This is a genomic window from Reyranella sp. GW821-FHT12G01 (assembly GCF_058806575.1).
In genome coordinates, this window is sequence record NZ_JBXAPV010000001.1 from 2,945,997 (window position 1) to 2,959,407 (window position 13,411).

At 64.6% G+C, this 13,411-nt stretch carries 5 protein-coding genes; all 5 read right to left on the reverse strand.

Going from position 1 to position 13,411, the window contains the following annotated elements; genetic code table 11:
- Positions 1-3: 3 nt before the first annotated feature.
- Positions 4-8,121: a beta strand repeat-containing protein gene (locus AC1RP5_RS14260; protein WP_493111505.1), complete on the reverse strand. Its 8,118-nt coding sequence runs from the start codon at positions 8,119-8,121 to the stop codon at positions 4-6.
- A gap of 399 nt (positions 8,122-8,520) precedes the next feature.
- Positions 8,521-10,104, reverse strand: coding sequence for a phosphoglycerate dehydrogenase (gene serA, locus AC1RP5_RS14265; RefSeq protein ID WP_493111507.1), 1,584 nt, complete (start codon positions 10,102-10,104; stop codon positions 8,521-8,523).
- Between the two features lie 104 nt (positions 10,105-10,208).
- Positions 10,209-11,384: a phosphoserine transaminase gene (locus AC1RP5_RS14270; RefSeq protein ID WP_493113362.1), complete on the reverse strand. Its 1,176-nt coding sequence runs from the start codon at positions 11,382-11,384 to the stop codon at positions 10,209-10,211.
- Positions 11,385-11,489: 105 nt separating this feature from the next.
- Positions 11,490-13,142 (reverse strand): hypothetical protein, encoded by a 1,653-nt coding sequence (locus AC1RP5_RS14275; RefSeq protein ID WP_493111509.1) that lies wholly within the window; start codon positions 13,140-13,142, stop codon positions 11,490-11,492.
- On the reverse strand, positions 13,142-13,411 hold the full coding sequence (locus AC1RP5_RS14280; RefSeq protein WP_493111510.1) for a cupin domain-containing protein: 270 nt from the start codon (positions 13,409-13,411) through the stop codon (positions 13,142-13,144). Before AC1RP5_RS14280 ends, AC1RP5_RS14275 begins: the two co-directional genes overlap by 1 nt.

Below are 13,411 nucleotides of genomic sequence, written 5' to 3' on the forward strand. Positions count from 1 at the left end.
GCGTCAGACGATCAGGAAGTCAGTGTGGTCGAGCATCCCGCCCTGCAGGTTCTGCATCGTCGCGAAGACGACGGCCGCGCCGGCGCCCGAGCCGTCGGCGTCGTACATCACGTTGCCCGTGGCGCTGTTGAAGATAATGCGGTCGTTCGCATCCAGCGCCGCGGTGCCGTTGACGAAGGCGCCCGCATCGAGTGGCCCCTCCGCGGCAAGTTGCGTGAAGATGGCGTTGTCCAGGTTGAAGTGATCCTGGCCGTGCCAGTAATAGACGATCGTGGCGAGGTTGCCCGCCCCGATCGCCGAGTCGAACACATAGGTGTCGCCCTGGCCCAGCCCGACGATGGTGTCGATGCCGCCGCGGCCGTTGAAGATGTCAGCTCCGAGCAACCCGTCGATGTAGTTGTTGCCGCTGTTTCCGATCAGCGTATCGTTCTGATAGGAGCCCGCGAGATTTTCGATCGAGATGTAGTTGTCGCCGGCAGCATCGCCGGTATTGATCGACGAGTTCTCGAGCGAGGCCGTCACGCCGTTGGCGTCATAGTATCCGACCAGGTCCGTACCGGCGCCGCCATTCACCAGATCGGCGCCCGATCCCGCCAGGAGCTGGTCGTTTCCGTCGCCACCATTCAGCACATCGTCACCGGCGCCGCCGTAGAGAACGTCGTCGCCCGCTCCTCCGTTTATCGTGTCGTTGCCGCCTGCACCGAAGAAGTTCTGGATACCGTCGGTTCCGTTGAATGTGTCGTTGAACTCGGATCCGAAGATGTCGTTTACGTTCGTAAACGTGTCCGTCGACGTATCGGCCCCGTACGTAGCGACCACAGTGCCCGAAGTCGCACTGCTCATGTTGACCGTGATGCCTCCGGTCGCGTGCGTATAGTAGATTCCGGTGGCCGTCATCGTGCCCGCAGGATTGAATGTCGGGGCACCGGTGATCGTGTCGGCCCCGCCGAAGCCTTCGAAGAAGTTGAAGTCATCGGACGTGTCGCCCGCCGTGCCGGCGTTGTAGGCGGAGGCATCGTAGGTATCGGCGAAGTTCGATCCGTAGATGCCCTCGATGGAGATGAGCGTGTCCTGGCCGCCGCCGCCGTTAACCATTCCAGTCGCCATGTTGACGCTGATGCCGAAGTTCGCGCTGTCGTACCGCGAGATATCGCTGAACCCGCCGCCGTTTATCGTGTCGTTGCCGAATCCGCCGATGAAGACATCATTGGTGGTGTCGGAGCCGGTCAGAACGTCGTTGAACCCGGACCCGATCAATCCGTCGATATTGGTGAAAGTATCGCCGAACGCCTCACCCGTGTTCAGGCTCGGATTGGCGAGAGAGACCGTCACCCCGGCGGAAGAGTTGGCGTAGGACGCGTAGTCGGTGTCCTCGAAGGACATGTGCTGGCCGGCACCGCCGTTCAGCGTGTCCGCACCGAGGCCGCCGATCAGGATGTTGCTGGTGACGTCGCCGGTCAGGGTGTCGTTGAAGTTCGAGCCGATCACGCCCTCGATCGTGGTGAAGTGATCGCCCAGCGCATCTCCCAGGAATCCCGCGCTGGCCAGGATGACGCTCACGGCCGAGCTTGCGTTGCGGTAGGAGGCATAGTCGAAGCCTGCGCCGCCGATCAGGAAGTCCGCTCCGGCGCCGCCTTCCAGAATGTCGTCGCCGGCGCCGCCGTTCATGAAGTCGTTGCCGCCCTGACCGAAGAAATTGTCGGCCCCGCTGCCGCCGTTGAAATTGTCGTTGAAGTTGCCGCCATTGATTCCGCCGACGCCGGTAAAGGTGTCAGTCGCGGTATTGCTGCCGTATGTCGCCGACACGGTGCCGGATCCCTGCCCGGTCGTCGCGACGTTGACGGCGGCGCTCGTATTGAAATAGTCGAGGTAGGTGTTGCCGTTGCCGATCACTTGATCGGCACCGCCCTGGCCCTCGAAGCGATTGAAGTTTCCGGACGAGCCGGCGTTTGTGCTGCTGCCCGAGAAGCCCGTCGCGTCGAAGCGGTCGTCGAACTCCGAGCCACGGATACGTTCGATCGAATCGAGCGTATCGGAGCCGATATTCGATCCCGGTGCGCGGCCGGTCACGGTGCCGGCCGCCAGGTTCACGTCGATCGCCATGCGGGCACCGCCGTCGTACTCGACGATGTCCATGTTGCCGCCACCGTGGAAGACGTCGTCGCCGCCGTCACCGCCGTCGAAAATCTCGACGTTGTTCGTGCCGGTGAACGAGTCGTTGTAGCTCGAGCCGATGAAGCGGTTGACGTTGGTGAGCTGATCCGTACCGACACCGCCGCCCGTCGCCGTTCCCGTGTAGCTGTTGCCCACAAGGCTCAGGACGATCGTCACCGCGCTGGTTGCGTCGGAATAAAGCACTTCGGTGTTGTTGTTGCCGATGATCGTATCGTTGCCGCCGCCGCCGCGAATGAGCTGGTAACCGCTGAAGTCACCGGCGCGGGCCGAAGCGCCGGAGTAGTTCGTTGCGTCGAACGTATCGGCGAGCGACGTGCCGTAGATGCCTTCGATGTTGAACATCGAATCGGTATCGATGATCCCGGCCTGGCCGGTGACCGTACCCGCCACCCAGTTGACCGAAATGCCCTGCGACAGGCCCGTCACCGTGCTGTAGTCGACCCTGTCGGTGGCGCCATCGGTCGCGGCCGTCGGCGCGTTGCCATAGAACGTGTCGTTGCCCGCGCCGCCGAAGAAGGTGTCCGCGCCACCATTGCCGATCAGGACATTGGCGTCCGAGTTGCCGAGCAGGAAGTCGGCAAAGTTCGATCCGGTGAGGTTCTCGATCGAGATGTAGGTATCGCCTGCGGCCTCGCCGGTATTGGCAATCGGCAGCGACGTATCGAGCGATGCCGTCACGCCCGCCGTCGCATTGTTGTAGGAAGCGGTGTCGATGCCGCCGCCGCCGTCGAGTTGGTCGGCGCCACCCTGGCCGCGCAGGTTGTTGTTGTTGCCGTCACCGATCAGGATATCGTTGAACGACGATCCGCCAAGGTTCTCGATCGACGTATAGGTGTCGCCGGCCGCTTCGCCGGTATTGGCCGCCGGATTGGCGAGGGAAACCGTCAGACCGACCGAAGAGTTCTGATAGCCCGCGGTATCGGTACCAAAGCCGCCATCGAGTTGGTCGGCCCCGGCATTGCCCACCAGCCAGTTGTCGCCGCTATTGCCGATGAGGATGTCGGCGAAAGTGCTGCCGATGAGACCTTCGATGGTCACATAGACGTCGCCCGCCGCCTCGCCGGTATTCATCGCGGGACTGTCAAGCGAGGCCGTGAGGCCGACCGTGGAGTTGAAGTACGACGCATAGTCGAAGCCGTTACCGCCTTCGAGATAGTCGGCGCCGAGATTGCCGCGCAACTGGTTGTCGTTGTTGTCGCCGATGAGGACATCGTCGAAATTCGAGCCCGAGAGCGCCTCGATCGATATGTAGACGTCGCCTGCGGCTTCACCGGTATTGTTGAAGGACGCGATCAGGGACGCCTGGACGCCGCTCGTCGCGTTGTTGTAGCCGGCATAGTCGAAACCATCGCCGCCATTCAGCGTGTCGAAACCAAGTCCGCCGAGCAGCCAGTTGTTTGACGCATTGCCGATCAAGGTGTCGTCGAAGTTCGAGCCGACCAAGCCCTCGATCGAGATGTAGGTGTCGCCGGCCGCCTCGCCGGTATTGCTGCCCGGCGCGATCAGGGATGCGGTCACCGCCACGCTGGCATTGGTGTATCCGGCGTAGTCGAAGCCCGCGCCGCCATCCAGGATGTCGGCGCCGCCGTTGCCGAGGAGCGTGTTGTCGCCGCTGTTGCCGGTCAGCACGTCGTTGAAGGCGGAGCCCGACAGATTCTCGATGGAGATGTAGGTATCGCCCGCCGCCTCGCCGGTATTGCTGCCGGGATTGGCAAGCGAGACCGTGAGGCCGGCGCTGGCCGTGAAATACGACGCCGTGTCGCGCCCCGCCCCGCCGTCCAGCACGTCCGCGCCTGCGAGGCCCCTCAGGGAATTGTCATTGGCGTCGCCAGTCAGCTTGTCGTCGAAGGCCGAACCCTCCAGGCGCTCGATCCCGATATAGCTGTCTCCAGCCGCCTCGCCCGTGTTGTCGGCGGGGGTCGCCAGCGAAACCGTCAGGCCTGCCGTCGCATTCTTGTACGAGGCCCAATCACCACTGCCGGCACCGCCATTGAGGACGTCCGCCCCCAGGCCGCCGATCAGCGTGTCGTCGCCACTACCGCCGACCAGCGTATCGTTGCCGCCCAGGCCGCTTAGCGTGTCGCCGGAGGCGCCGCCGGTGATCGTGTTGGCAAGCGCGTTGCCGGTTCCGGTGAAGGCGCCATCGCCGATGAACGTGAGATTGTCGGTGACGGAGTCGAGCGTGTAGCTCGTCATCGCCGTCTCGACCGTAGTCGAACCGGTGGTCTGGACCTGATCGATACCCTTGCCCGCGAGAGCGGCATTCTCGGCCGGAGTCAGGGTCGCAATGTTTGCCGAGGTGTCGGCCAGGGTGACGAAATCAGCCTGCGTCAGGGTCACCGTTCCGAGCGCACGATACTGCGCGACCGAGAGGGTCAGCGTGTCGTCGGTCGCATTGATCGCGTCGATGCCCTTGCTTCTCAAAGCAGTGATCTCGGCAGGCGTCAGCGCGCCCAGCACCAGGCCCGTGTCGGTGAGCGTGACGACGTCCGCCGTGATCAGCGTCACCGTCCCCAGTGCCTGGTATTGGGCCAGACTCAGCGCCAGCGCATTTTCGGTGGCGTGGATCTTGTCGATGCCCTTGTCCGCCAGTGCCGCAAAGTCGCTGGCGAGGAGCGCCTGCAGGTTTGCGCTCGTGTCGGTCAGCGTGACGACATCCGAGGCGGTCAACGTCACCGCGCCGAGGGCATTGGTCTTGGCGATCGTCAGCGCCAGCGCATTGGTTGTGGAATCGATCTTGTCGACGCCCTTGCCCGCCAGCGCGGCAAAGTCGACCGCCGTCGCCGCTTCGAGATTGGTCGCCGAATCCGCGATCGTGATCACGTCACCGGCGGTCAGCGTAACCGAACCCAGCGCCTGCAGCTTGGCCAGCGTCAACGACAGCGCATTGGTCGTCGAGTTGATGACGTCGATGCCCTTGCCGGCCAGCGCCGCGATTTGCGTGGCCGAAAGTGTCGCCAGATTGGCGCCATCGTCGAGCAGCGTGATCGTATCGGCGGCGGTCAGGGTCACCGTACCGAGGGCCAGGTACTTGGCAACGGTCAGCGACAGCACGTCGTCCGTGGCGTCGATCTTGTCGACGCCCTTGCCGGCGAGAGCGCCGATGGTCCCGTCGGAGAGCCCGGCGATGTTCGCGCCGGTATCCGCGAGCGTCACCACGTCGGCGGCCGTCAGCATGCCGGCGGGCAGGCTGGCGAGCTGGGCCGCCGTCAGGGAGAGCGCATTGTCGGTGGCGTCGATCTTGTCGACACCCTTCGTGACCAGTGCTTCGAAGGCCGCGACCGACAGGGCGGCGATATTCGCGCCGGTGTCGCGCAGGGTCACAGTATCGCCCGCGGTCAGGGTAATGACCCCGAGCGCGCCATACTGGGCGGCGGTAAGGACCAGCGAATCGTTGGTCGCATCCAGCCGGTCGATCCCCTTGGCCGCCAGATCGCCAAGCTGCAGCGGCGTCAGCTCGCCCAGGCGACCTCCCGCATCCGCCAGTACGACGATATCGCCGGCGGTAAACGTCATTGCACCCAATGCCAGGGCCTGCGCCCTGTTCAGCAGGACCGAGTCGTCAGTCGCATCGAGCCGGTCGACACCCTTGGTCGACAGTGCCGTCAATTGCGCCGCGGTGAGCGCCGCGATCTCGGCGCCGGTGCCGGTCACCGTGATGACGTCCGCCGCGGTCAGACTCACGGCACCCAGGGCCTGCGCCTGCGCAATCGACAATGCGAGCGCGTTGTTGGTCGAATCGAGCCAGTCGATGCCCTTGCCCGCTAGACCCGTGATGTCGGCCACCGACAGTCCAGCCAGCGTCGTGGCGGCATCCGACAGGGTCACCACGTCGCCGCTGTTCAGCGTCACCGTGCCCAGCGCCTGCAGCCTCGCCAGCGAGATGGTCAAGACATTGTCCGTCGCGTTGATCGTGTCGACGCCTTTGCCGGCAAGTGCGCCAAGCTGGGCCAGCGTCAAGGTCGCGAGATTGGCGCCGGTATCAGCCAGGATGACCGTATCGTCGGCCGTCAGGGTCACGGTGCTCAGCGCCTGATACTGCGCCACCGAGAACGTCAGCGACCCATTGGTGCTGTCGATCTTGTCGATGCCTTTGCCCGCTAGGCCCGAGATCGTGGCGGCCGTCATGGCGCCCAGGACGGTGCTGGTGTCGGCGAGCGTCACCACGTCCGCCGTCGTCAGCATGCCCGGCACGACGCCGGCGAGCCTCGAAAGGCTGAGAGTGAGGACATTGTCGGTGGCATCGATCTTGTCGATGCCTCTCTCGACCAGCGTCTGGAAGTCCGCCACCGACAGGGCGCCGATATTGGCCCCGGTGTCACGCAGGAACACGAAGTCGCCGGCGGTCAGGAGAATGTCGCCCAGGGCGCCGTATTGTGCGGCGGTGAGGACCAGCGAATCGTTGGTCGCGTCGAGCCGATCGACGCCCTTGGATTCCAGATCGGCGATCTGCTCCGGCGTCAGCTCGACCAACCGCCCGCCGGCATCCGCCACCACGACGACATCCTCGGCGGCCAGCTTGAGCGTGCCCAGCGCCAGGGCCTGCGCCTTGGTCAAGGTGAGCGAATCGTTGGTCGCGTCGAGCCGGTCGACGCCCTTGGTTCCAAGGCTGACGAGTTGCGGCACGGTCAGCGCCGCGAGTTCTGCCCCCGTGCCGCTCACGGTCACGACATCGGTGGGAGACAGAACCCCGCTACCCAGTGCCAGGATTTGCGCCACCGACAGGGTCAGGGCGTTGTCCGTGGCGTTGAACTTGTCGACGAAATTCGCGGCGAGCGCGGTGACCTCGGCGACCGAGAGGCTGGCCAGGTTCGCGCCCGTATCGGCCAGCGTCACCACATCCGCAGAGGTAAGCTTGATCGTCGTGCCCAGCGCACGATACTGCGCGACGGTCAGGGAGAGTGCGTTGTCGCTCGCGTTGATATTGTCGACGCCGGCCACCGCCGCCGCGGCAAGTTCAGACGGAGTCAGCGTCGCAAGGTTCGCGCCGGTATCCGTCAGCGAGACGACATCAGCCGCCGTCAGCGTGATCGAGCCCAGGGCGCGGACCTGCGCCACGGTGAGCGCCAGCGCGTTGTCGGTGGCATCGAGCACGTCGACCTTGCCCGCCATGTCGGTGAGCTGCGCCGGCGTATAGAGCTTCAGCTTCGCGCTCGTGTCGGCCAGCGTAACCGCGAGGCCGCTGTCGATCGACGTGAACTTTGCGAACTGTGTCGTGCTCATCCGCACCGTGCCGGTGCCGGTCAGCGTGACGGCCTCGATGTCCAGCAAGGACGGGAAACGCGTCGTGAGATCGACGTTGCCGCTGGTGACGACGTTCAGCGTATCGACGCCGGCATACATGAAGAACGCATCGATCCGCGTGAACTGGTCGATATTGACAGTGAGTGTCTCGTCGCCCGTCCCGCCAAATACCTGCAACGACTCGACATTGGAGATCGTGGGCTTGGTCGCCCCCGAAATGTCGACCGCGCCTTCGAACCGGATCTTGACCGTATCAGCACCACCGCCGGCATCGAACGTGTCGAAGGAGACGAATTGGGCGGCGCTCAGCGTGATCGTGTCGGCGCCGCTGCTGCCGAGGAACTGTTCGACACCCGTGACCGTGGAGCGCGAGAAATCGAGCGTCGTCGTGTTGAAGAGACCGAGCGTATCGACGCCTGCTCCACCGTCGATGATGTAGCCGACGGCAGTGCCGCCGATGTTGATCTGGTCGTTGTCGTCGCCGCCCAGCAGCGTCTTCACGCCGGTACCGACCGCCTCGACATTCAGCGTGTCGTTGCCTGCTCCACCGGAGGCCGTGCTGGTCCCGTTCGCCCCGAGTTGCAGCGTGTCGGCGCCGCCATTGCCGTTCAACGTATCGTTGCCGCCGTTGCCGAAGGCGGTATCGCTGAATTCGGTGCCGTCGAATGTCTCGCTCGCGGAAGTGCCAGTGAAATTAGCCATGTGCCCGCGTACCCCCAAGGTAAAATCGCCACACCGAAGCAGGCCGCGTCACGCGGCCGAAGCTTTACGCTATTGGGATTTCAGGCAGCACTTTGCGATCGGCAGTTTCCTGCCACCGACGGACGGGACGCCCACACAAGCGCCCGTCAAATGTCACGCATTTGCGAAGCCAATTCCCCAACTACCCACTTACAGTCCCAGCGCAAGTAGAGGGAAAATCGAATCGCTTGTAAATCACCAACCACCCGCAACTCACGACAAATTGCGGATGCTCAGTCACATCCCGTACACAATCGGTATCGGAATGCACTCGATCTGTAGTGTGGGCAGCCGTGGGATAGCTGCCCACTCCTACCGCGAAAGCCTGCGATGGGCTTTCGCGGCGTCGAGAAGATGACGCTAGAAACCGAGCGCCTTGGACTGCACCACACCTTCGATGCCACCGATCTTGCCCATCAGCTCGGGCGAGATCGGCTGGTCGACCTGGACCAGCGCGATGGCCGAACCGCCCGGCTTATCGCGGCCGAGATGGAAGGTCGCGATGTTGACCTTGCCCTCGCCCAGCAGCGTGCCCAGGCGACCGATGAAGCCCGGCTTGTCGTCGTTGGTGATGTAGAGCATGTGCGGCGCGAACTCGGCGTCGATCTCGATGCCCTTGATCTCGACGATGCGCGGATGCTTGCCGCCGAACAGCGTACCCGTGACAGAGCGTGTGTATTTTTCCGTCGTGACCGAGAGGCGGATCATCGAATTGTAGTCGGTCTCGCGCTCGTGCTTGACCTCGGCCACTTCGACGCCGCGCTCGCGCGCGATCACCGGGGCGTTGACCATGTTCACCGAGGTGAGCTGCGGACGCAGCACGCCCATCAGCGCCACCTGGGTCAGCGGCTTGACGTTGAGCTTCGCCACCTGGCCTTCGTATTCGATCGAGACGGCCTTGATGTCGGTGTCCGTGAGCTGGCCCGCGAACGAACCCAGCTTCTCGGCAAGGTCGAGATACGGCGCGAGCTTGGGCGCGTCTTCGGCCGAGACGTTCGGCATGTTGAGCGAGTTGGTGACGGCGCCGGTCAGCAGATAGTCGGCCATTTGCTCGGCAACCTGCAGCGCCACGTTCTCCTGCGCTTCCACCGTCGAGGCGCCGAGATGCGGCGTGCAGACGAGGTTCGGTGCGCCGAACAGCACGTTGGTCTTGGCCGGCTCCTCGACGAACACGTCGAAGCCCGCGCCGGCGATGTGGCCCGAGACCAGCAGGTCGCGCACCGCCAGCTCATCGACCAGACCGCCGCGCGCGCAGTTGACGATGCGCACGCCCTTCTTGGTCTTCATCAGGTTGGCGCGCGACAGGATGTTCTTGGTCTGCTCGGTGAGCGGCGTGTGCACCGTGATGAAGTCGGCGCGGGCCAGCACCTGCTCCAGCGTCGCCTTCTCGACGCCGAGTTCGGTGGCGCGCTGGTCGCTCAGGAACGGGTCATAGGCCACGACGCGCATCTTGAGGCCGATGGCGCGCTCGGCGACGATCGAGCCGATGTTGCCGCATCCGATCAGGCCCAGCGTCTTGAAGCTGAGCTCGGTGCCCATGAACTTGTTCTTCTCCCACTTGCCGGCCTGCGTGCTGGTATTGGCCTCCGGCACCTGGCGGGCGACGGCGAACATCAGCGCGATGGCGTGCTCGGCGGTGGTGATGGCGTTGCCGAACGGCGTGTTCATCACGACGACGCCGTGCGCGGTGGCGGCCTTGATGTCGACATTGTCGACGCCGATGCCGGCGCGGCCGACGACCTTCAGCTTCTTGGCCTCGGCCAGCACTTCGGCAGTGACCTTGGTGGCCGAGCGGATCGCCAGACCTTCATAGTTGCCGATGATGGCGCGCAGCTCGGCGGGCTTCAGGCCCGGCTTGAAATCGACGTCACAGCCACGCTCCGAGAAGATTTCGACGGAACGCGGGGACAGCTCATCGGAAATGAGAACCTTGGGCTTGGCCATGACTGGCTCCTCTGGAGAATATTTGAAGGTGTCAGCGGACCGCGGGCCTCCAGGCCCGCTCATGAGCGGGCCTGGAGGCCCGCGGTCCGTTTGAAAGTCGCTGTTTAAGCGGCCTTGGCGCCGAACTCGCGCTCGATCTCGGCATAGGCCCAGTCGAGCCACGGCAGCAGCGCTTCGAGATCGGCCTTCTCGACCGTCGCGCCGCACCAGATGCGCAGGCCCGGAGGGGCGTCGCGGTACGAGCCGACGTCGTAGCCGGCCTTCTCGGTCTCGAGCAGATCGCCCATCTTCTTCGCCGCCGCGGCCTGCTTGTCGGCTGCCAGCGAAGTGAACCACGGCGCCTTGATCACAAGGCATACCGAGGTGTTGGAGCGGATCGCCTTGTCGGTGGCCAGGAAGGCAGCCCACGGACGCTCGGCGACGAACTTCTCGAGCACGCCGAGATTGCCCTCGGAGCGGGCCATCAGACCCTTCAGCCCGCCGACGCCCTCGCCCCACTTCAGGCCGTCGATCGCGTCCTCGATGCAGAGCAGCGACGGCGTGTTGATCGTGTCGCCCTTGAAGATGGCTTCGGAGAACTTGCCGCCCGAGGTCAGGCGGAAGATCTTCGGCATCGGCCAGGCCGGCGTGTAGCTTTCGAGGCGCTGGATGGCGCGCGGCGACAGCACGAGCATGCCGTGCGCGCCTTCGCCGCCCATGACCTTCTGCCAGGACCAGGTGACGACATCGAGCTTGGCCCACGGCAGGTCCATCGCGAACACGGCCGAAGTCGCGTCGCAAATCGCGAGGCCCTCACGATTGTCGGCGATCCAGTCGCCGTTGGGGACCTTCACGCCCGAGGTCGTGCCGTTCCAGGTGAAGACGACGTCATGCGTCCAGTCGACCGCCTTGAGGTCGGCGATCTGGCCGTAGGGCGCCTTGAGGGTGCGGGTGTCCTTGAGCTTGAGCTGCTTCACCACGTCGGTGACCCAGCCCTCGCCGAAGCTTTCCCAGGTCAGCATGTCGACCGGGCGGGCGCCGAGCAGCGACCACAGTGCCATCTCGACGGCGCCGGTGTCGGACGCGGGAACGATGGCGATGCGATGGTCGGCGGGAATGCCGAGGATCGCGCGCGTGCGATCGACTGCTTCGACAATCTTCTTCTTGCCGAGCTTCGAACGATGGGACCGCCCGACGGCGGCATCTTTGAGAACTTCCGGTGTCCAACCCGGACGCTTGGCGCAGGGGCCCGAGGAAAAGTCGGGACGCGCAGGACGCAGAGACGGCTTCGTCATTGTCAGTTCTCCCTTACAGAAGAAATGCACTCCGGTGGGGGAGCGTGGCCCGCGGCCGATATACGGGCCGACGGGTGTGGCGTCAATGTGGAGAGATTGTCGCGCTTCTGCTCAGCGACGCCGCAGCTCGTAGTAGGTTCCGGCGATCGGGTCGCTGAAGACCTCGGTCGCCGTGAAGTCCTCGTGCAGCATCCGGTAGATCGCATCGGTACGGCCGGCGGCTGCAACCGTGCCGAGATAGGCCGCCAAGACGTCGGGCGGCCACGACCACATGTCGGCGACAACGACTCGATAGCCGCGATCGAGCGCCAGATCGATGTCGCGCTTGATCGCCGCCGCATGCTCGGCGCCCGTCCAGCCGGGATGGCGAATCGCGCCGGCATTGACGGCGATCCACTTGAACTTCGGATCGGCCGAGGGTGCGGGCGGGATCGCGACCTTGTTGTCCCAATCCCACGTGCGGCTCCACAATGCGTACTTCCAGGTCGTGATCGGTTCGTAGCCGAAATAGAGGAAGACGCTGGAGTCCGGCGGGAAGCGCTTCTCCAGGGCCGCCGTCGCCGCGAGCCATCGCGTGTCCTCGCCGCGCCACTTAGCGAGCGCCGGGACGTTCCAGGCAAACGGCGCGAACGACAGGAGTGTGAGCATGACGGCAGCACCGCGCGGCGACGGCAGCAGGGCCGCCAGCAGCGACGCCCAGGCCACCGCGAGCCAGGGCATCACGTTGAGCTGCATCTGAGGATCCTGCGGCTGCGAATAGAAGTTCAGGACCTGCCCTGCTCCCAGCGTGCCGAGGAAGACGACGGCGACGGCACGCAACCGCGGTTCGTTGCGACGAGGCCACAGGACGATCACGCTCGCGATGAAGATCGCGGCCTGGACGAGCACGGAAAGCGCCAGCGGCAACAGGGCCTCGCGCGCCGATCCCGGGTCGACGAAGCCGCCGACAAGCAGGAAGTAGTTGCCGACGCCGGACAGCATCATCCAGGTCTTGTCCCAGGTGATGCCCGCCCAACCGGTGGCGACGCCCTTCCCGGTCCACAGAATGTCGTGCAGCCCGATCGCACCGTTATGGCCCTCCCACAGGAGCTGGACGATGCCCGATGTGGCGAGGACGGAGATCAGCAGCACGAGCACATGACCGAGCCGTCGCCGCATCGGCTCCGGTGCGACCAGCAGAGCCAGCACCAGCGCCGGCAGGGTCGGAAACATCAACCGCCATTCGATCAGCCAGCCCAGGGTGAACACGGCGCCGACGATCGCGATCCGCTTCCAGGTCGGCCGGTCGAACCAGAGTCCGGCCAGCGCCATCGAGGCGAGGACGAACACGTAGCCCGGCATGATGTCCTCGCTGATGACCGACAGCAGCAGGACGAAGCCGCATCCGAGATGGAACACCGACGTGAGCACGGCAACGAGCGCGTTGCCGGTCAGGCGATGGACAAACGCATAGATCACGACGGTGCCAAGGCTCGCCCAGAAGGCATTGAGATAGGCGAACTGCTTCCACGGCACGCCGCGCAGGATGCCGAGCGCATCGAGCAGCCGGGCGCTCACGCCATAGAGCGGAAAGAACAGATAGTTCGATTGATCGAGACGCGCGGTCGACGGCGAGGCGATCCAGGGTTCGGCCTGGATGCTCTTGTACATGCCGTTGGCGCTGATGATGTGGACGTTCTGCAGCCATCCGATCAGGCCACACAGCACCAGCAGGGACAGCGCGAACGCCAGCAGCAACTGCCAGGCTGGCGCCGCCTTCGTCACTAGTGCTTGCGGCCGACCAGGGTAACGGCGCCTTCGGGACCGAACGTCTCGGTATGCGGGCAGCCGCGGGCCATCGTGAAGACGTCTCCGGGACGATAGGTCTGGCTCTTGCCGTCCCAGGCGAGCGTGATCGCGCCGTCGATCACCATCGCCTTTACGTCGTAGGGATGGCTGTGCTCGGTGTTGTGCTTCGGCCCCTGGGTCGTGCCGGTGAGGATCTCGTCGTAGCCGTCACGCTTCAGCTCGGTTTCGAAAACCTGGCGATCCAT

What these genes read in the sequence shown, in the direction of transcription:
- AC1RP5_RS14260 (WP_493111505.1), bottom strand. Translation starts at nt 8,121, where the DNA reads ATGGCTAATTTCACTGGCACTTCCGCGAGCGAGACATTCGACGGCACC.
- serA (WP_493111507.1), bottom strand. Translation starts at nt 10,104, where the DNA reads ATGGCCAAGCCCAAGGTTCTCATTTCCGATGAGCTGTCCCCGCGTTCC.
- AC1RP5_RS14280 (WP_493111510.1), bottom strand. Translation starts at nt 13,411, where the DNA reads ATGGATCGCCAGGTTTTCGAAACCGAGCTGAAGCGTGACGGCTACGAC.